The 23,244-nt window shown below is 25.9% G+C and carries 12 protein-coding genes and 1 rRNA gene; 1 reads left to right on the plus strand and 12 read right to left on the minus strand.

Annotation, left to right across the window (positions count from 1 at the left end):
* Positions 1-177 precede the first annotated feature (177 nt).
* From pepT to I2A66_RS11860, 3 genes are all read right to left on the minus strand, one after another.
* Positions 178-1,401 (minus strand): peptidase T, encoded by a 1,224-nt coding sequence (pepT, locus tag I2A66_RS11850; RefSeq protein ID WP_195251717.1) that lies wholly within the window; start codon positions 1,399-1,401, stop codon positions 178-180.
* Between the two features lie 41 nt (positions 1,402-1,442).
* A complete protein-coding gene (gene ytvI / locus I2A66_RS11855) occupies positions 1,443-2,495 on the minus strand; it encodes a sporulation integral membrane protein YtvI (RefSeq protein ID WP_122640197.1) in 1,053 nt (350 codons plus the stop codon).
* Between the two features lie 85 nt (positions 2,496-2,580).
* Complete coding sequence (locus I2A66_RS11860; RefSeq protein ID WP_122640196.1) at positions 2,581-3,813, minus strand: HlyC/CorC family transporter; 1,233 nt, start codon at positions 3,811-3,813, stop codon at positions 2,581-2,583.
* Positions 3,814-4,102: 289 nt separating this feature from the next.
* On the opposite strand from I2A66_RS11860, the gene I2A66_RS11865 reads away from it, so the two are divergent.
* Positions 4,103-4,777 (plus strand): NAD(P)/FAD-dependent oxidoreductase, encoded by a 675-nt coding sequence (locus I2A66_RS11865; protein WP_122640195.1) that lies wholly within the window; start codon positions 4,103-4,105, stop codon positions 4,775-4,777.
* Between the two features lie 354 nt (positions 4,778-5,131).
* On the opposite strand, the gene I2A66_RS11870 is transcribed toward I2A66_RS11865, so the two are convergent.
* The 9 genes from I2A66_RS11870 to rrf form a co-directional block, all read right to left on the minus strand.
* Positions 5,132-8,662, minus strand: coding sequence for an AAA family ATPase (locus tag I2A66_RS11870; protein WP_122640194.1), 3,531 nt, complete (start codon positions 8,660-8,662; stop codon positions 5,132-5,134).
* Positions 8,649-9,863 carry a metallophosphoesterase family protein gene (locus tag I2A66_RS11875; protein WP_195251718.1) on the minus strand — a complete coding sequence of 405 codons (1,215 nt, stop codon included), beginning with the start codon at positions 9,861-9,863 and terminating at the stop codon, positions 8,649-8,651. Before I2A66_RS11875 ends, I2A66_RS11870 begins: the two co-directional genes overlap by 14 nt.
* 19 nt (positions 9,864-9,882) lie before the next feature.
* Positions 9,883-13,857 (minus strand): helicase-exonuclease AddAB subunit AddA, encoded by a 3,975-nt coding sequence (addA, locus tag I2A66_RS11880; protein ID WP_195251719.1) that lies wholly within the window; start codon positions 13,855-13,857, stop codon positions 9,883-9,885.
* A complete protein-coding gene (gene addB / locus I2A66_RS11885) occupies positions 13,857-17,312 on the minus strand; it encodes a helicase-exonuclease AddAB subunit AddB (RefSeq protein WP_147515677.1) in 3,456 nt (1,151 codons plus the stop codon). The genes addA and addB overlap by 1 nt, the downstream gene beginning before the upstream one ends.
* A gap of 14 nt (positions 17,313-17,326) precedes the next feature.
* The gene (locus I2A66_RS11890; RefSeq protein WP_122640190.1) at positions 17,327-18,049 is read right to left on the minus strand and encodes a PD-(D/E)XK nuclease family protein; all 723 of its coding nucleotides are present in this window, start codon (positions 18,047-18,049) and stop codon (positions 17,327-17,329) included.
* A 5-nt stretch (positions 18,050-18,054) separates the two neighbouring features.
* Entirely contained in the window at positions 18,055-20,271 is a 2,217-nt protein-coding gene (locus I2A66_RS11895; RefSeq protein ID WP_334298824.1) for an ATP-dependent helicase, read from the minus strand.
* Positions 20,264-22,165, minus strand: coding sequence for a hypothetical protein (locus tag I2A66_RS11900; protein WP_147515675.1), 1,902 nt, complete (start codon positions 22,163-22,165; stop codon positions 20,264-20,266). Before I2A66_RS11900 ends, I2A66_RS11895 begins: the two co-directional genes overlap by 8 nt.
* Positions 22,166-22,431: 266 nt before the next feature.
* Positions 22,432-22,707 carry a hypothetical protein gene (locus I2A66_RS11905; protein WP_195251721.1) on the minus strand — a complete coding sequence of 92 codons (276 nt, stop codon included), beginning with the start codon at positions 22,705-22,707 and terminating at the stop codon, positions 22,432-22,434.
* Between the two features lie 259 nt (positions 22,708-22,966).
* Positions 22,967-23,083: ribosomal RNA gene (gene rrf, locus I2A66_RS11910) — 5S ribosomal RNA — on the minus strand.
* Between the last annotated feature and the right edge of the window lie 161 nt (positions 23,084-23,244).

The raw sequence follows: 23,244 nt of genomic DNA on the forward strand, positions 1-23,244 counted from the left end.
TTCACAAACTGATTCATATGTACCTCCCTTTTATTCTCTATTCCTAAATACAATTATAAATCAATGTGTATGTATATTAATTGTGCATTTATACAATAATTTTCATTATATTTTGTTTATTATATAAATTTACATAAAAAAGCAAGTATAAATATTACTATTTATACTTGCTTTTTTTTATCTCTTTGTATAGCTTTCAGCTATTTTTGTAATTAACCTTGTACATTTTTCCATTGCATCTATAGATACACATTCATTTTTACTGTGAAAATTTATACCTCCTGTAAATATGTTTGGACAAGGAAGTCCTTCATAAGATAATCTTGCTCCATCAGTACCTCCTCTTATAGGTACTATATTAGGTATTATTCCTAGATCTTCCATTGACTGTTTAACTATATCTACTATAAAAATTACTGGCTCAACTTTTTCCTTCATATTATAGTATTGATCTTTTAAATCTAAATTTATTCTATTATCATACTTAATATTTAATTTTTCAATAACATCAATCATATATTGTTTTCTAGCTTCAAATTTTACTTTATCATGATCCCTTATTATATATATCATAGTAGCTTCTTCAACACTACCATTTATATCGTTTAAATGATAAAAGCCTTCATAGTGTTCTGTAGTCTCAGGTCTTTCTTCTTTTGGAAAAGAATCTGCTATTTCACAAGCTATATGAAGAGCATTTATCATTTTATCTTTAGCTGATCCTGGATGAACGTTTCTTCCTTGTATCTTTATTGTAGCTCCTGCTGCGTTGAAGTTCTCATATTCAAGTTCTCCTTCAGCACCTCCATCTATTGTATAGGCATACTTTGCTCCAAATTTTTCTATATTAAATAAGTCTGCACCTCTACCAACTTCTTCATCTGGTGTAAATCCTATTTTTATATCCCCATGCTTAATTTCTGGATGATTGACTAAGTATTCTACAGCACTCATAATAGCTGTTACTCCAGCTTTATCATCAGCTCCTAGTAATGTTGTACCATCTGTCACTATAATATCTTGACCTTTTAAACTTTCAAGTTCTGGATAATCTTTTATATATGTAACAATATTAAGTTCTTCATTTAAAACAATATCTTTACCATCATAATTTTTTATCACCCTTGGATTAACATTTTTACCTGTAATATCTGGTGCTGTATCTAAATGAGATATAAATCCTATTGTATCAACATCATCTACATTCCCTTTTAATGTTGCCATTACATAACTATTTTCATCTAAATTAGCATCTTCTAATCCTAAATTTTTTAATTCTTCAACTAAACTTTGTGCAAATACTCTTTGACCCTCTGATGAAGGACAAGCTGAATTTTTAGGATTAGCTGTAGTATCAAACTTTACATACTTTAAAAATCTTTCTGTTATTTTTTCTCTCATATAAACGCCTTCTTTCTTATGTTATTTTATACTTTACTTTATTATAAAATTTCAACCTTCTTTAAAATATCATGCATAGCTACTAACCCTAAACAAAATATTATTCCAATTACTCCTTTTACTTGCACTCCTATAAATATAGCAATTACTGTAGATAATGGATTTAATCCTATGTGAGTAGAAACTAACTTAGGCTCAAGAATTTGTCTTACTATAGATAACGCTAAAAATACGATGCTTATGGATATTGCTACAAAATAATTTTCTATCACTAAGTTGTATATTATAACTGGTACAAAAATAACTACAATACCTAAAAAGGGAATTAAATCAAGTAATCCACCTATTACACCTAATATAAATCCATATTTTACTCCAAAGAAGCTAAAGCTTCCCCATATAACTAAAAAAGTTATTCCTATAAGTATTACATATGCCCTTATATAACCTAATATGGATAATCTAATTTCTTTTTTTATATTTTTTACTTTAACTTTTGCATTATCTGTAAACATGCTATAAAAGCCATCTTCTATTTTATCTATATCTTTTGCAATAAAGTAGGTAGATATAAATAAAGTTATAATTAATATAACTATGTATGGTATTGACCCAGCAAAATTTATTATGTTACTTAAACAACTTTTTATTACCCCAACTAACTCAGAACTGTACTTACTCATCATATCCTCAATATTGATGTTTGATATTTCTTTAAAATTCTCTAGATAATCACTTGCCTTATTCATTAACATAATTATCATATTATTAATATCATTATAGTTTGTATCTATATGATTTAAAAAAATTATTAATTGTTTAGTCCCTGAAATAGCCATTGCTGTAGTAATTCCAATGGCTATAGCTACACCGAAAAAACTTAATATAAGAGTAGATATCCCTTTATTTATATTTAATCTCTCTTTAAGCTTTTGGGATATTGGATTAATTATAAGCGCTATTATTAATCCAATAAAAAATGGAGCTATGTAAGGAAATGTTTTGTATATAAATATAAAACATAAACTATATATAATAAAAAAAATTGAATTATTCTTTAACTTTATTAAAAAATCTCTATTTAAAACATTCATTTAATAACCCCCTTTTACTTAATTATACACTTAAAATTATCATCATATACAAATAAAACACTGCTTAATTGCAGTGTTTTATTATTTATGTGAATATTCTTATTTTCATTATTCTGTTTTTATCAAGGCTTTCTATACATAGTTTTATATTATCTACTTCAACAACTTCACTCTCATCTGGAATACGACCTAAATGACCTATTATAAAACCACCAATAGAATCAAATTCTTCTGACTCTAACTTAGTTCCTATCATTTCATTTACATCTGTTATTTTAGTACTTCCTTCAACTATATATTCATCCTCTTTTATTACTTGTATCTCATCATCTTCTTCATCATACTCATCATCTATATCACCGACTATTACTTCAACTAAATCTTCTACTGTTATTAAACCTGCTGTTGCGCCATATTCATCTACTACTATAGCCATTTGAGTTTTTTCTTTCTTCATTTCTTCTAAAAGTTGAGTTATTTTCTTAAATTCATATGTGAAAAATGCTTCTCTTACATAATCTTTTATATTAAATTTTTCGATTTCATTGTCTTCTAAGAAAACAACATCCTTTATATTAAGAATTCCTATTATATTATCTATAGACTCTTCATATACAGGCAATCTACTTAATTTTTCATTCTTAAATAAATCCATGATTTCATCGTAGGTATCCTCTGCATTTATAGCTATAATATCTAATCTTTGAACCATAGCTTCTTTAGCTTGCATGTCACCAAATTGGAATACATTATTTATAATTTCTCTTTCTTCCATTTGAAGTACTCCTTCTTCGTGACTTACATTTACCATAGTTTTTAATTCTTCTTCTGTTATGTATGGCTGAATACCCTTATCTTGGACACCAAGAACTTTAAATATTACCTTTGTTATAAGATTAAATATCCATACTATAGGCTTTAAAATTACTATTGTAGTTTTTATTGGTTTTGAAACTACAAGTGCAACTTTCTCTGTATTGTTAGCTGCTATAGTTTTTGGAGTAATTTCTCCAAATATTAGTACTAATATAGTCATAACTGCAGTTGCTATAGGTACACCACCATCTCCATATAAAGACATAAATAATGATGTTGATATAGATGTTGCTGCTATATTTACAACATTATTTCCTACTAGTATAGATGTTAAAAGATTATTAGGATTATCTATTAGGGAACCTACTAATTTAGCACCCTTAACCCCTTCCTCTTTCATATACCTAATTCTTATTTTACTTAAAGACATTAAAGCAGTTTCTGATGCTGAGAAAAATCCTGAACTTACTAATAATATCCCTAATAATACTATTTGAATCAAATTACTACTACTGGTCGAATCCAACCTTAACCACACTCCTAATTTCTGTTTTTTTATATTTAGTATAATGTTAGTATTAATTATAACACAAGTATATATTTTTTGGAAACAGTACAATTCATATAAGATTATTCCATAATATTATGCCCTCTTAGCAATTTAAAATGTTTTTCATTTTATATAATTACTTATATGTACGCTAAGTAAAAATTATTATTTCATTTATAAAAAATTAATAATTACTAATAATAAGTTATATCATATAAAAATAACATCTGGAGGTAATAAAATGAATGACTTACTAGATAAAGGTGCTGTTTTACAAAGAGATAAATCTACTTATGCTATAGCACCTCACGTTCCTGCTGGTTTAATAAGTTCTGATCAATTAAGAAAATTAGCTGATGTTGCAGATAAGTATAATGTTGATGCTATAAAGGTTACTGCTGCACAACGTATAGCATTAGTTGGTTTAAAAGAAGAAGATATAGATAGTGCATGGGCTGATTTAGGAATGAAACCTGGTGCTGCAATTGGACTATGCGTTAGAAGTATAAAAACTTGTCCTGGTACAACTTTTTGTAAAAGAGGATTTAGAGATTCCGTAAAATTAGGATTAGATTTAGATAATAGATATCATGGCATGAATTTGCCAAATAAGTTAAAGATTGGTGTTAGTGGATGTCCTAATAGCTGTGCTGATAACCATACTCGTGATATAGGTTTAATGGGAATGCCTAAAGGATGGACTGTTTTTGTAGGAGGTAAAGGTGGAACTATACCTAGATTAGGAAATAGATTAATAATGAATGTACCTGATGAAAATGTCTTAGACATTGTAGATAAAATTGTAAAAACATACGCTAAAAATGCAAAAGGTAAAGAAAGATTAGGTGCTTATATAGATAGAATTGGATTTGATGAATTTAAATCTATTATCAATCCCGACAGTTTTCTACACTAAATATATTTTTTTTAATTTTTATTACATTTTATGTCACTTTTTTCAGTATGCGCATATAATATATCAAGAGGAACTTAAAAGAGTTTCTCTTAAGAAAAGTAAATAGCATGAATATCAAAACTCCTGTTAATATTCTAAAATGAGCGGTTAAAAATAATAATTTCTTTCCCTTAAACTTAAGCCACCTATTCTTTCCCCCCCCCTTGTTTAGGTGGCTTTTTTTTATAAACATGTATATAAATTTTAAAATTGTAAATAATTATATGTGAGAGCGGAAATTATATATCTCTCCCCCTAATAAGTATATATAATATAGGCATCTACAATTCCCCCTTGTAGATGCCACTTTTTTTATTAACTATATTCTATTTTTACTTTTGATCCTGAGCCTGCTTCACTTGGTGAAACTACCAGCTTTACAGGTACCCTATTTTTCAAATCTTCAACATGACTTATAATTCCTACACTTAGCTTATCACTATGTAGTCTTTCTAATGATTGCATAACTATATCTAATAATTCATTATCTAATGAACCAAAACCTTCATCTAAGAAGAAAAATTCTAATGGTGATCTACCTTTTAATTGTATTTGTGATGATAATGCAAGTGCCAGTGATAATGAAGTTAAAAATGTTTCTCCTCCTGAAAGAGTATCTACACTTCTTCTTTCTCCTCCATTAAAATTATCTCTCATAACAAAATTTAATTTTTGATCTATTTCTAGTGCATATCGACCCTTAGTTATAGATTCTAGTCTTTTTGATGCTTCAAGAGCTATATACTTTAATTGATTTGTCGCCACATATTCAACAAATCTATTACCCTGTACAATCTTGTCTAAATCATCTAATAGATCAACTTTATGTTGTGTTTTTCTTAAGTCTTTTGTAATTTCTTTTACTTTATCTAATGAATCTTTTAATCTACTTAATATATTTTGTTTTGCTCCTATTTCTTTTGATAATTCTCCACTTTCTACTCTTAGTAGATAGATTTTATTTTTTAAATCTTCAAATTCTTCTTTTTTAATACGTCTTCCAGATAACTTATGTTTTAAATCTTCTATCTTAGAACTTAATAGTTTTTGTTCTTCTTCGTACTCTCCTATTTCCTCTGATAATCTTTTTTTGTGTTCATATTCAAGCAAACATCTTCTGACAGCATAAATACTTTCAAATTTATTTTCACTTAATAACTGATTTAATGTTTCTTCTTGTATTTTATATTGATCTTTTGCAGTTTTCAAACTACCTTCTATATTCTTTTTATCGCCTAAACATTTTTCATATTCAATTCTTTGTGTTTCTAACTTGCTTTTTAAATCTTCTTCTAATTTACTGATTTTTTTTGCATATACTTCAATTTTTTCTAATGACTCTTTAGGTGATTCTCCCTTAGTTATAGAAATAAAGTCCGCTTGTTTTCCATCTCTAAATCTACATTTTTCAGAATATAGTTCTCTAGCTGTTATAAGTTCTAATTCAGTTTTATGTATTTTATCATCTAAGACTTTTATCTCTAATTCTATTCTTTCTTTTTCACTTACTAATTGTGTATACTCAGCATTTACTTCTTCCATTATTTTCTCATTAGAATTTATTTCTTCTACTTTTGTACTTAAATTAGATACTTTTACAATAGCTTTTAAGTTTAAATATTCAGCTTTAATCTTTTTATACTTAAGCTCAATATCTTCTAAATTTAGTTTTATTTCTTTTATAGATTTTTTATAACTATTTATTTCTTCTTGTATCTTAATTTCGTCCTTTTCTATCTTACTTTTTTCTTCCTTTAATTTATTAATTCTAACTTCCATATTTTCTTTATCTTCATTCCATTTTTGAACATTACTTTTTAGTAATTCTAATATTCTATTTTCTGATTCTAGTCTAGACGATACCTCTATAGAAGTTAACTCTCCTACTTTGCCTTTTACCTCAGCTAATTCTTTTAGTTTTATTTTTTCAATAGAAATATATTCTCCATTTTTTAAATTCATTTCCTCTAAATTAGCTTTTGTCAGATTATCAATTTCAATATGTTTTTCTAACTTACTCTTTAAAAATTCTATTTCGTCATCTTTACTTGAAGATTCTATATGCTCATGGTGTGTTGATCCACATACTGGACATGGCATATCTGACTTTAATTCTTTTCTAAGTTCTAATGCTAAGTTTAAGTATTTAAGTCTATCTATTTCTTTTTCTAAATCTTGTATTTCTTTTTTGTTAACTTCTAATCTATCAGTTACAACTGCAATTTCTCTGCTATTATTATATTTCTTTTCTAAAATAGCATTTATCTCGTCTTGTAAGATTTTCATTTTAGATTCATTTTCTTTTAATATAGTTAGCTTATTTCTTAAATCACTTACATGTTCACTCTTTGATAAAATACCATCATTAGTTCCTGGACATTTTTTTAATAGCAATTCTTGAGAATTAAGTAATTCATCTAACTTAGTACTTATGGTTAATCTATCTCTTTCTATATACTTACTTTTTAAATTTAAATCATCTAAATCTTTAGTTAAATAGTTTAATTTATCTTCTTTTTGTGATTTTTCATATTCAACCTTTGAATATTCTTTTTCATATTCATATGCTAAAAATATTTTTTGTTTTAGCTCTGCACTTATTTTTAATTTATTTAATTTTTCTTCTTTATCTTTAATATTTTTAATTATTACATCTTTATTAGCTTCTATATCCTTTTTATTTATTTCAGATAATTTCTTTTCCTTACTTAATGCAATACCTTTTTCTTTCATATCCTTAATTTCTTTGTTTATTATATTTAATTCTTCTTCTATTTTTATTGCATTATTAAATTTTTCTCTGTATTCAGCAAGCCTAGGCATTTCTTCATTTTTAGATTTGTATGCTTCTTCATATCTATTTTTTGTGATAGCAAGCTCTTGATTATAAATACATAATTTTTTTTCTATTTCTTCTATCTTTATCGAGTCATCATTTATTTTTTTATCTAATTCTTGTACTTCATATATTTTAGGATTTACTCTTTCTGCATTCTCTGCATTCTCTAATTGAATTTTTTTATCTTGTATATCTTTTTTCTTTAAATCTAAATCTTTCTTTCTAGATTCATAACTTTCTAATTTAATTTGTTCTTCATAAACCTCTTTACTTTCTTCATATTGTTTTTGAGCTAAATCTAGTTTTTTATCATTATCTTTTGCACTTAATTTTAGTTCTTCTAACTCTTTTAATGTATTATCATATAACTCTATGCTAACACCTTCAAATTGACTCATTTTTGTATTTAAATCTCTTAATTCAAGGTTCTTCTCATTCTTTCTTTTTCTAACTTTATCTATAAGCCCTCTACCATATTTTTCAAGATTAAATATTCTTTCTAACATATCTCTTCTATCTGAGCCTGTTAGTTTTAAAAACTCATTAAATTTACCTTGAGGTAAAACAACAGATCTTGTAAAATCATTAGCCGTAAGTCCCACAACTTTAGCAATCATATCATTTACATCCTTAGCTTTATCAGCAAGTATAACTTCTGTTTTATCTTTTTGTTTCTCTATTAATCTAGCATAAGTAGTTTTTGTTCCGCCAGCCTTGCTTCTCCCTATAACTCTACTTACCTCATATCTTCTCTTATTATTTTTACTTCCTATTTCAAATTCATAAGTTACTACGGCTTCTTTACATGCACTATTTATAAACTCTTTAGTATTTCTTGATATATTTCCATACATAGCTATAGTTATAGCATCTAAAATTGTAGATTTTCCACTTCCTGTATTCCCAAATATACCAAATAGACCTCTATCTATAAGTTCTTCAAAATCTATAATTTGCTCCTCAACATAACTATTAAGCCCACTTAACTTTAACTTAATTGGTCTCATTTTCTAAATCACCTTCTTCACTTATTATGCCTAAAAATAAATCCATAAGTTCCCCTCTAGGCTCAAAACCTGTACTAAATTGATAAAATTCTTTAAATAATTCTCCCATAGATTTTTCTTTTACATCAATTTCTTCTTCCTCATAATCAGATATTATTATAGGTCTAATCTCTATAATATCATCTAGAAGTTCCTTCATTTTTTTTATATCTGATTGATTTATTACATGTTCTGTCTTTATCTCAAAATATGACCAAATATCTCTATCCTTATTATCCTCACATATCTTAATTGCCTCTTCTATTCCATCACATTTAAATACTTCTATTGGCTTATAATCTTTAAAATATATACTTTGTATAACTGGACTTTCCCCAGCTTTTAATTCCACTATATTAGCTCCCTTAGCATAACTTCTTTCATCTTTGCTGTATTGCAATGGAGAACCAGAATAATAAGCATTTAATCTATGTGATGCTTTTTGAGGTTTATGCAAATGACCTAATGCTATATACTGTGCCTTAGTTGGTAAATCTTTCTTTTCTACTAGCAAACTTCCACCTAGTTGTATTGGTCTTTCTGAATCTGTACATTCTCCACCCACTACAAATATATGGGATACAGCTAAATTTATAGTATCATCTTCAAAATTTTCTTCTAAATCTCTAAATATTTGACCGACCCTCTCTGAGTAAGTTTTTTGAGCTTCTTCATCACTACTTGGAGTTCCAATTGCCTCATTTAACCTTTTTTCACTTGGATAAGGTAATGTAATTATAGTTGCTTTTTCGCCATTTACTTCTATTTTTAAGCAACCTTCTTTTGCTTCTAAAATCTCAAATCCCTTATATTTTGACTTTTCTGTTGAACTTAATGGATATCCTAAAACTATTATACCTTGTTCATGAGCTAATGGAGTTATTGCAGCTAATCGCTCTGGATTATCATGGTTTCCTGCTATTATCAAAACACATCTTTCCCCATTATTAGCTAATCTTGATACTGTTTTATAAAATAATTTTTCTGCCTGTGCTGGAGGATTTGACGTATCATATATGTCTCCTGCTATTATAACTAAATCTATATCATTGGCATTTACTATATTCACAAAATCATCACAAAATTTTTCTTGCTCTTCTATTCTAGAGTGACCTTCTAAACTTTTACCTAAATGCCAGTCTGATGTATGTATAAATTTCATTTATATTCTCCTTTAAGTTTTAATAATATACTGCTTCATCTATTCCAAATAGATAAATACATTTTTCTTTAACTTTTTTTCCTGTAAGCTTTTCTAGAGCTTCTGAATATAAGTCTAATTGCTTTTTATATCTATTTACTACGATTTCTTTGTTTTCATCATTTACAAAATCAGTCTTATAATCTATCAATACTATTTCTCCATTTTCTTCAAAGTAAGCATCTATTATACCTCTTAGCATTAAAGTTTCACTATCATATATGCTATCATCTTTTTGTAATTCTGCTTCAAAAATATATACATCTTTCATTTTTATTTGAGTATATATAGCCTGTTCTCTTTTTATAAACTCTGATTTTAGCATTCGTTGTCCTATATCAGATTTAAAAAATTTATATATTTTAAATGGATTTAATACCATAGATTGTTTCTGTGTTATTATACCTTTTTTTATAAATCCTTCTATTTGTTTCTTTATATCATCTATGTTACTTATCTTATTTAAATCTAATACTTGCATTATTAAATGAACAATTGTACCTCTTTCCGCTCCAGTTATTTTATCCTTTTCTTGACTTTCTTGAATAAATAATGGCTTTTTAAGTACTGTTCTTTGTGAAAATAAACTTTGTGAAAAATCTTCTTCATAAGTATTTTGAACTTTTTTAATTTCTGTAACTGATATACTTGCTGGCTTAGTTATACTGAATTTATATGGATACTGATAATTTAATTTTTCTTTTATTTGCTCATAATATTCTGTACTAAATTCATCTAAGTTTAAGTTTTCAAGTATACATTCTATACTATTTTCGTTCTCCTCATCTTTTTTATCAATTAAAATATCTTCCTTATACCATAACTTTGTTCTCCACTTTGACGGATGATCTTCTATATGTTCAATATTTACATTTATAGCATCTCTTATATTTTCTAAATCTCTATGTTTTAGTATAGAAGGCATTATCCAGTCTAAAAAGTTCTTTCCTTTTAAAATAGAGTACTGAGAAATTGTTTTAGAACTGTCTAATTCTGATGACCATTTTTTTATGCTATCTTCTATTTTTTTAGTAGAACCTGTAATTATAAGTTTTTCCTTTGGTCTAGTAAAAGCAACATATAGTACTCTCATTTCTTCTGATAAATTTTCTATATTGATCTTATTTTTCAATGCTTCCTTTGCTATACTTGGAAAAGATATTCTTCTTTCAAAATCTACAAGTTGTGGTCCATATCCTAATGAATGATGATACAGTATATTTTTCTTAAAATCTTGAGTGTTAAAATTCTTTCCCATACCGCTACATATGACAACAGGGAATTCTAATCCTTTACTTTTATGTATGCTCATTATTCTAATAACATCTGCATTTTCTCCAAGGGTTTTAGCACTTCCCATATCTGTATTAGATTTTTTTAATTTACTTATAAAGTTTATAAAATTAAATATACCTTTAAAGCTTGTTTCTTCAAATTGCTTAGCTCTTTCAAATAATATCTTTAAATTTGCTTGTCTTTGGCTTCCACTTGGCAGTGCTCCTACATATGCATAATATCCTGTTTTTGTATATAAATACCATAAAAATTCATCAGTACTCATATATAATGATTTTTCCTTAAAATCTTTTAACTTAATTAAAAACTCTTGAGCTTTTCTTATTTGAGGATTTTCTGATAAATTAAACACCTTATTATCATAACTTATTTCATTTATTTCACCAGATTGTATATCTAAGTCTATTTGACCAAGTTCATTAAAATCTCCAAAATTACTAAATGTATTAAAGTCTTTAATTGTATGTATATCTTCTAGTTCTTCATATACTTTTCCTAAATTTATAACTTGATCTTCATCATTGTTTACTTCTAATACTCTTTCATATGAAAAGTCTTCTAAAGCTTCATAAAATGATTTTTCTTTATTTTCTAATCTTATATCTATTAACTCTTCTGGTGTAAAACCAAACATAGGTGATTTTAATACTGCCAACAATGGAATATCTTGAAGAGGATTATCTATAACTTGTAGAAGAGATATCATTGTTTTTATTTCTATTGTATCAAAATATCCAACGCCTATATCAGCATAAGTTGGTATATCCATATTCATAAGTTCATCTGCAAATACAGGAGCCCACGCAGATGTTGCTCTAAGAAGTATTACTATATCCTTAAATTCTACTCTTCTATAAGAATCTATTTTTTTATCATAAATCATTTGAATTTTTCCATCTTTATTAGGTGTCATCAAATCTTTTATGATTTTTCCTACCATTCTAGCTTCTAATTGTATATTATCTATTTCTTCTTCATCTTGTTTTTCTTCTGTATTATCATCTAAATCTTCAACCTTGCTTTTTTGAATTATATGTACTTCAGTTGGACCACCTACTATTATATTTTCATCATTATTTTCCTTAAAATTAGCACCTAAGTTTAACCTTTCTTTTTCTGTATACTCAATTTCACCTATATTTTTACTCATTATATTTTCAAAAATATAGTTAGCAGAATCTAAAACTTCAGCTCTACTTCTAAAGTTTTTGTATAACATTATTTTTCTATATAAGCTTCCTTCATTTACTCCATAAGTTTCATATTTTTCTTGAAATATTTCAGGTTTTGCTTGTCTAAATCTATATATACTTTGTTTAACATCACCAACCATAAACCTGTTTGGAGTTTGTATTTTTGCTATTGTACTAAGTAATACTTCTTGTACTAGGTTACTATCTTGATATTCATCTATAAATATCTCATAAAATTTATCTCTATATGCTAATGCTATCTCTGATGGAATAGAATTACCAAACTCATCTGTTAGTATTTTTCCATTTTCATCTCTTTGAGTTAATATTTTTAAAGCAAAATGCTCAATATCATTAAAATCGATTATTCCCTTTTCTCTTTTTCTCTTAGAATACTCTTCTTCAAATTTAATTATTGTACTAGAAATAGATTTTACTATCGGATACAAATATTTTATCTCTTCAATTATGCTTTCTGTATCCTTATAAAAACTGCTCTGTATTATATCTTCTAATGACTTCTTTGCCTTGTCTCTTATTGATTTAGCTTTATCTTTAGCTTCTTTTATATATATTGGAGCATCTTTTGGAATCCTCTTTACTCCCTTTACATAGTTTTCAAAAGTCATAGAAGACATTCTTGTATAAGTTTCATTCCATGATGTATTACAAGCTTTAAGTAAATCTTTTACTTTTAGATATTCTATTCTTAATTTATCTGTAAATGTTTCTAATTCTAAAATATCTTCAACTTCTTCTAAAGCTTTTTTCATACTAACTTCTATTCCACTAACTTCTATTCTAACTGTATCTAGTATATATTTAGCCCATGCTGATTTTTCAAATTCAAAATTATCATCTATATTAAAATCTTCTGCTGATTTAATTAACCATTCACTTGGATAAGGAGATGCCATAGCAAATGAATATATGCTAAGAATAATGTTTTGAAGTTCATTATCTCCTCTTTTCTCAGCATAGCTTTCTACTAAATTTAAAAATCCTAAATCCTTTTCCTTATACAATTCTTCAAATACATCTTCTAAGGCTTCAGTTTTTAATATTGTACACTCAGTAGTATCTCCTATTCTAAAGTTAGGATCTAAGTTTATCCTATGAAAATTAGATTTTATAACTTCTAAACAAAATGAGTGTATAGTCGTTATACTTGCCTTATTTAAAAGTACAAGTTGATTTTGTAAATTAGTATTCTCTGGATGTTCATCAAGGGCTTTACCTATTGCATCTCCCACCCTTTCTCTCATTTCAGATGCAGCTGCATTGGTAAATGTAACTACTAGTAATTTATCTATATCAATCGGATTATCTTTATCAGTTATCATTTGTATTATACGCTCAACTAATACTGCTGTTTTTCCTGAACCTGCAGCGGCCGCAACTAAAAGATTACAATTTCTACTATCTATAACTGATTGTTGTTCTATTGTCCATTTAGGAGAACTCATTAATCACACTCTCCCTTCATTAATTTAATAATTTCATCGTTATCTTTATTATTTAGTATTCTATACTTATTATCTCTAACTGTAGTATCAAATTGGCAAATCGCCGAATAGCTACAGAAATCACAAGATGTTCCATTTTTATTTTTATAAGGTCCAATATGTATATTTCCACTCATCATTTCTGTACATATATTTTTAACTGTGCTTTTTACATATTTTCTTAGAATATCAAATTCTTCATAAGTAACACCATTTGTATTTTTTCCAATATTTCCATCCTTAGTTAAATTAGCCGGTATAACAAGAGATGATTTTCGTTCTCCATCTGCTAATGATTTATCCATTTCTTTTATAATATGAGCATCTTTTATTATTAGGCCCTTCATCCTCATATCTTTAAGAATTGCTTCTCTTACTTCTTCATCATCTTTATCCTCATTGAACTTAGCTATTGGATTATCTATCCTACAATACAAAATAGCAGCTGGACTTAGATTTCCATGACCTTTACTTGCACTTTCAAGTATTGCATCTAAGTAAACTAATAATTGCAACTGTAAACCATAATATATATCACTTAAGCTAATTGACTTATTACCTGATTTATAATCAACTATTCTTATATACTTATCTTCATTTTCTTCAAATTCATCTACTCTATCTATTTTACCTATTAAGTTAATACATTCACCATTATCTAATACTAACTTTATCGGCGGATATTTTCCATTTATACCAAATTCAACTTCATAATCACTAGGTTCAAATGATCCTTGCTTTATTTGTTCTGCTATTACATTTAAGGCTGCTATTAACATATTTTTTAATCTAAATGCTAAATATTTATATCTTTCTGAACTATTTAATATATATCCAGGTATTTTATCTATAATCTCATCAACTAATATAGATACTTTATTTTTTATATAATTAATATCTACATCTTCCCAATGTAGATTATCTTTTGCTAATGATTTTGAAAAACTCTCTAATATATTATGTATAAAGTTTCCTAAGTCTGGAGCAGTAAATGAATACTCTTTTCTTTCCTTTGCTTTAAGACCATACTGTATAAAATATGCAAATGGACATTGAGAGTACTTTTCAACTCTTGATACACTTAATAAATTATTTTGATATAATCTTTTAATTTTTTCTTCTTCTACCTTTTCTACCTGATTTGTGTAACTTAATCCTGATATAACTTTCCTTGAAATACCCTTATATTCATCGTCTTGTATAAAATATCTATATACATCTAGCCAAATATCTTTTATTTCTTTAGATTCTTCAAATTCTTTTATTTCATTTATTAGTTTATTAAATGTAGGAGCTTTCACAGTTATACTATTTAATATCTCTTGATTACTATTTATATCTTCTTCTAATAAATAACTTTTATTATTTATTTTAGGAAATATTTTCTTTAATCTAGAAACTATAACTGATGGCCTTAAAGTTTTACCTTCATGGTCAGATATTGGATAAGTTACAATTAAGTTTTCCATAGTAGAAGTAAGTGATTTATAAACTAAAAACTGTTCTTCAAAAGTCCTAGTTTTACTATCTATATCAACTTGAACTCCTTTTTGTCCTAAGTCTTCTCTATCATTATCACTTAATAATCCACTATCCTTTGATATAAGAGGAAATATTCCATCTGTAGTACCTATTAAATATAAGTATTTTGTATTAGGGTTTTTCATCCTATCTACACTACTTACAAGAACTTGATCTATACTTGGAGGAACTAGTCCTAGCTCATATTCATCAAATCCTAAACTTATAAGTCTTATAAATTCATCCAATGATTTTTTTTCATTCCCCATTATTTCAACCATTTGATCAAGTATATCCACCACAATATCCCAAACTTGAGAATATTGATTAGCTATATCTAATTCACCTTTATCTTTGAAATTTAATATCATTTTTTCTATAGTAATTGGGATATTTATATCTAATAAAAATTCATATATATATTGGCATAACTCTATTACAGTTTTTCTTCCTAATAGCTTATCTTGAAGCTTCATTATAGGGTAAATAACTTTATCTTTAATTTGATTTATTCTCTCTTTTAAAGCTATTTCATAATCAGTTTCTTCTGTGTTATAGTTTCCATTTATTCTATAATTCCACTTTTCTTCAAACCACTTTTTACCTCTAATTCCGTTAGCAAGAACATAATTTTCTAGTAAACTTATATCATTATTATCTATACCTAAAAGACCGCTCTTTAGATATCTAAACATAGTTTCATAGCTATATCTTCTATTTTTCATTTCAAGAGCCGATATTATAAGAACAATTATTGGATTACTTTTAGCTTCCCTTTTTTTATCTATAAAATTAGGTATATCATATTCATTAAATATAGAATGTACTAAAAAATCATATCTATTTAAATCTCTAGTTGCTATAGTTATATCTTTATATCTAACCTTTTTATCTCTTACCAAGTGAATTATTTCTTTTGCTATTTCTTCAACTTCTGAATATAAGTTATTAAACTCTTTTATTTGTATATTATTTGTTTCATCCTCATATATCTTATATGGATAAGCATTATAGTATCTTTCTAAGTGATGTAATTCTTTATTTCCATTAAACCTAGGAATAATACCATTATTTATATTTATAGGTGTATGTATTTTTACACTTTCTTCTAATGCAAGCTTATTTAATCTTTCATAGGTAAATTTTGTTCTAGAAAATGCATCAGTTTTATTGTATGAAAAATTTGATACACTATCTAATGTAAGAGACATATTTACTTCTTTAGCTTTATGCAGTAAACTTTTTAATACTCTGTATTGATTAGGTGTAAAACCTGTGAATTCATCTATATAAATATAACATCCATCAAAGTATGTACATGACTCTATCTTATCAGCTAATAAATTAATCATATCCTGAGAGTCTACATATTTTTCATGTAATTTACTTTCAAATGCCTCATATATTTTACTTATATCTTTTAGCTTTAAACTTAAAGTTTCATTTTCAACGTCAGCACTTACATGCTCAAGTATTTCTGGACTTATATTATATTGTTTAAGTTCAGATATCATATCTACTATTGAGCTTATAAAACCTGATTGAGTAGCTGATTTTGAAAATATATTTAATTCTTTTGCTACACTTTCTATAGCATTGCTAGTAATAATAGCCTTTCCACTTGAATTTATATTAACATTTGTTAATCCTCCAACATGAGAAAAGACTATATTACTCATAGTCTTAAAACTCAATACTCTTGCTCTTAAATACTTATCTTTTTCATCTCCTGAAAATAAGTTACTCATTCTTCTTTCCATTTCAAAGGTATATTGTTCTGGAACTAGCATTATTATCGGAGTTACCTCATTTTCTTGAGCTTTCTTCTTTATTTCTTCTAGCATATAGGTAGACTTTCCGCTGCCTCCTCTACCTAATATAAACTTAAGTCCCATTTTTACCTCCTGCGTTACTTATTACAAAGCTTGTCAAATTCGCAATAGTTACAATGCCTTTTATTTTTTTCTATAGTTATATCACCATCATTACCATCATAGTTAGTTCGCTTTATAATCTCTATATATTCACTTATCTTTTTAATATACTTTTTATGATTTTCTTCATTATATTTAATAATTATTGGTTCATAATCAAACTCAGGTTGGTAATAATACATTTTTATATTTTCTAGTTCTATATTTAAATCAAATAACTTTGGTATAACTTCCTTTGCTAAACTTAAATATACCATTGTCTGCATTCTTTGTTCTACATTCTTATAATCAATTTGTTTTGATTCCGTCTTCCAATCCCATATATCTATACTATTTTTTCCTATTATAATTAAATCATACTTTGCCTGTATTTCATTTCCATTTAGCTTATATCTTATTTCATATTCTGGTAAATATATATAATCTTTTGATATTGGAATTAGATCTTTTATTTTTTTAATCCATTTATTAAACTTCTCACTTTCAATTTCCCCTAACGGAATATTACTAAAATATCTTTCGCATAATAAATGAAATTCTCGTCCTGATTTTAAGCTTTTATAATATTCCTCTGATGTAAAATCATCAAATTTCCAATTAATATTATCAATATACTTATACTTAAATTTTAGAGGACATGATTTATATGTATTTATAGAGTTTTGACTATATATTAAATACTGTAAATTTTTATTCATTTAAATCACTTCCCTCTTTTTAACTTTATATAATTATTTAGCTTCCATAAATATATGCATGGATTTTGCCTTTTTCTTTCATTACCTACATCAACTTCATCCTTAAATGAACATGTAGACATTATAAGCATTTCCTTAGCTCTTGTTATTCCAACATATAATAATCTTATCTTTTCATTTATTATGTTTATTTTAGTTTGATATTCATAATCTATACCATTGTACCCTTCTATAATAGCATCTATTTCATTCTTTATTATAGCTTCAGGATTTTTATATTTATCCTTCAAGTACCATTTTTCACATTGGAACTTTTGATTAACGTTATCAGGAAAATTAAACTCGCTTAATCCTAATAAAAATACACAATCCCATTCTAGTCCTTTTGATTTATGATAGTTACATACAGTTATACTACCCGGAGATGGTTCATATCCATTTATCTCATATACGACTTCTATTATATGAGAAAAAACTTTATTTCTTGTATCTACTATTATGTTATATACGTCTTGAAGATTTGTATTAATATTTTCCGATATTAAAAATTTAACATAAAATGATATATAATCAACTATTGCCCTATCTTCTTGTTCAAGGTTTAATTTTTCACCTATAAACAATATAAATAAGTCTAATCTTACTATGGGGTATGCTAAAATTTCTTTTAATGAATCTACACCATATTTAAAACCTTTAAATATTTCTCCATGTGTATCTAAAATTAAATTAGATTGAATTTCTTCATTATATATAAGCTCTTCTGTATTATATTTTTTTAGTATTTCTATAAAATCTTTCTTACCCAGTTCATTATCACTGTGTATAAACGCTTTATCTAATACTGTTATAAGCTTATTTATATTATCACAATTTAAAACAAAATCAATTATATATCCTATATTATTCAAAGTTTTTCTTTTATTACTTGAGTTTGGTCCTAATTCCTCAAACTCTAAACCTACATTTTCTAGCTCTCTTCCAACTTGACTTACATGGTCATTAAAAGGAACCAATATACCAATGCTTTTGTCCGGATATTTATGCTTTATATTTTTAGTAAATCTTACTGTTTTAATTATTTCTTCTTTCCAAGTTTCATACTTTATAGCATTTATAGTATAATTCTCTGGTTTAGGATTTTCTTTGTATCCTTTATTTTCAGGAACAGTCTTTATTTTCATATCCTCTAATGCTTCTCTACATTCAACTTGATTAAATTCTTTAGTTACATAACTTACTAATTCATTTGCCAAATCAAGTATGTCCTTAGAGCTTCGATTAGACATATCCATTCTATAGCAATAATCTGCATTGTCTATAAAGTTTTTAAAATACTTTGGGTCTGCTGATGAAAAAGTACCAGTTATACTTTGATTTATATCTCCAACTCTAACTAAGTTATTATTCTTTTCACATATTAGTTTAATAATTTTTCCTTGTATCTCATTTGAATCTTGACATTCATCTTCAAATACATATGTATATTTATTTTGAAATTTAGATCTTAAATCATCATCTATGCTTAAAGCTTTATATCCTAAAACTAAAATATCATCATAATCTAATAATCCTTGTTGTTTTAATTTTCTATCATATTCCTTATATATTGGAAGTACTATCCTAAGCATTCCTTTATAATCACTAGATATATTTTCTTCTAATTTATCTGGTGTTATATCTTTATATTTTAATTCACTTATTGCGTTTCCAATTAAATCATAAAAACCTCTATCCCAATTTTCTAAACTTATGTCTCTCCAGCGTTCACTTTTTTGTTCTTTTAAAAAAAAGTTAAATATCTTTTCCCCACCACTTAATCTATATCGGTTTATACATTCAGTAAGTATTATATTTTTTTGTAAGTCATCTGCTATATTAAATTCATCACTTAACATTATTATCTCAGGTTTTTCTTTTATAATCTTTACTGCTAAACTATGTATAGTCATAACTTCATATAAATTATGTTTTTGAATATCTTTTTCTTCTAATATTTTTTTAATTCTTCCTTTAAAGTTATTTACCGCACTATTCATATATGTAAGTATTAATATTTTACCTTTTTCATTTAAGTTTTCTTCTAACAATTTCGCAACTAAATTTGTGACAATAAAAGTTTTACCTGCTCCAGGTACTGCAGGTACTGCCATAGTCCCTGATTTATAATTTATTATAGGGATTTGATCTTCTCTATAATTTATTTTATTCAAACTACTCACCTCCTTTATCTACAAGTTTTAATAAGAGACTATATAGTATACTTTCTTGCATATATCCATTTACAGTATAATCACTTTTATACGCATATACCTTTTTAGCACTATCTAATAAATTATAGATCATATTATATAGATAGTACTTTTTATATCCTTCTTCCATATCATCAGTATAAATTTTATTTTCATTATAAGATTTTCTTAGTACGATTACATTACTTATATCTTTTTCAATTTTCATATTCCAAGCATTACTTCCTATATCTACCCATAATTGAACTTTTCTATCTAAATTAGATGTTATATAAGAATATGGAGTAGATATTATGATTTTATTACTTTCTTTAATATCTTGAATTTCCTTAGATAAATAGTAATCTTTTATTGTAGTTTTTAATACATCTATAAATATTTTTTCTTTTGATTTATTTTTATCTAAATTTAGTAGATTTATATTATCTGTAAATATCTCACTTTCTTGTATAATATGTCTACATATTCTTACATTTAATTTACCTTCTTTTAAACTCAACATTTTATCTATATAAAATCTCATTAAAAATTCATATATCTTTATGTTTTCTGACTTATATCTTTTTATATATTCTATTAATTCTTGATAATTTTCATTATTTTCTTTATCCCTAAATATTTTAAAAGCTTGTATTCTATTTGTTTCAAAAACTGTCTCTATAAAACTTATATATTCTTCTTCCTTTATAAGTTGTTCATAATCATAAAATATACATGCAGCTACGATTAGTGCATTTGCATATGGATAATCGACAATTTTCTTATCTTTCTTTGTATTTATTACACCAATATTATATTTATCTAATATATATTTTACTTGGTAGTCTAAAATATTGTTATTTATAGGTGATAGTATAACTATATCTTTAGGTTTAATATTGCTGTTTACCAGATCTATAATTTTATTTGTAACTTCTTGAATCATTTGACTGTACAATTGACTTCCTTGATTTAATTCAATATCAACATTTTTCAAATATAAATCTTCAAGATTTATGTTACCGACTAATTCATTTGTATTTTCTACTTTTGCATTTATAAAAGTTTTTATTATTTTCTCTCTTATATATTCCATATCTATATTATTAAATGAGGAATAATCTCTACTACTATTGAAGTAAACATAACTATCTTTAGCAAAAGATGATACTATATCTATAAAATCAACCTCTGCACTACTACAACTTTCTAGACTATCTACAATTATATAATTAATATTTTTTTCTAAATTCTTTATATAGTCATTATCACTTAATAAATATTTATTATATAAATATATTGAAATAGAATTATCTACAATACCAGCACTTAGCAGTGTTTCTGTATAATAATTTATAATTTCATTCATTTGTGAATATGAAAATTTTAAAATCTTATCCTTATTTTTTTTAGATAAATATAATCTATCTCCAATAGTTGTGAATTCTATCAAACTTAATGCAGCTTTATTTATATTCGTACTAATGCTACTTATAATTCCTCTATCTGTACTTGTAATATCACTAAAATAACCTTCTAAATTTCTTTTTTTCTTTACTTCATTACTTATAATATAATCACTTAAATTATTACTTATGAATATTGGACAAATAGAGTTACTTTTAATATCTTCACAATTTTTTATAATAATAGGCCAATACTTTATTAATTCATTTTTTACAAAATTTAAATATGTAGTTATTTTTAATTCTTCACTATACTCTAAATTTACACGCCTTTCATATTCTAGCTTTGTCATATTATTAGGTACTAATAATAAAATTTTCCTTGATTGATTATGATTTAAGTTTATTAATTCTAAATATTTATCTATTACTTTTTTATTTTTATTTTTTTGACACCTAATATTATATAAAAACTTCATATTATCACCTTCTTCTATAAGTAAAGTTATTTTTCATTAAATTTCTTATTTGTATATACTATCAATTATAACATATAAATTTTTTCAAAAAAAATACTATCAAATAGTATAGCAAAATCATTGATAGTATTTAGTATTATTTAATTTTTATAAAACTTATTTTTTATTTCTTTTCTTCGAACATTTAATCTATATAAACATTTCATTTGTATTTTATACATATAATTACCATGCCCTATACTTTTACTATATTATAATTATTGAGCCTAATACTTAAATTTATTCATTGCTTTTTTTATAACATTACCCACTACGACTAAGCTTATATTTATAATCATTAATATTATTGGGTAAATGACAGTAATATTATTATTTGAAGTTATGTTTATTAAAGACATGGTTGGAATAAAGTAAGGTTTTATTATCCAAAGTGCCAAATCTGAGTTTTTTAGTACTAATTGTGAGTATAGTGAAAAGAATAATAAAAATAATCCCATACTGCATCCTATAGTACCTACTAATATTGCTTCAATTAAGTCCATATTTGTAGTGAGTCCAATATAAATATTCACTCCAAAGTATACTACTAAAAATATGCATCCTATATAGATAGTAATGTAATTTAAAGGCAGTATGGTAAAGTATAAATATGAGATTATACTTAAAATCAATGTTGTAAAAAATACTTTTCCCCCTGTATGAATTATTTTTTCCATACTATCACCTCGAAATTGCTTTAATTTATTATATTTGAATTAAAGTTAAAATGTGATAAATTGTTTTTTTACATAAAAAAAGATTACGTGGCTACGTCTTACTCTCCCGGGAGGTTACCCTCCGAGTACCATCAGCGCTAAAGAGCTTAACTTCTGTGTTCGGAATGGGAACAGGTGTATCCTCTTTGCTATAATAACCACATAATCTTTCGATTAACTTATATTAAGTTTTAGAGTTAATACTATAAAAACTACATATCATTTATTGATTTATCATTTAAATTTATTGGTCAAGTCCTCGACCTATTAGTATCAATAAGCTAAATACATTACTGCACTTACACCTTCGACCTATCAACCAGG

This window comes from Romboutsia sp. 1001713B170207_170306_H8, assembly GCF_015550495.1.
GTDB lineage: Bacteria > Bacillota > Clostridia > Peptostreptococcales > Peptostreptococcaceae > Romboutsia_E.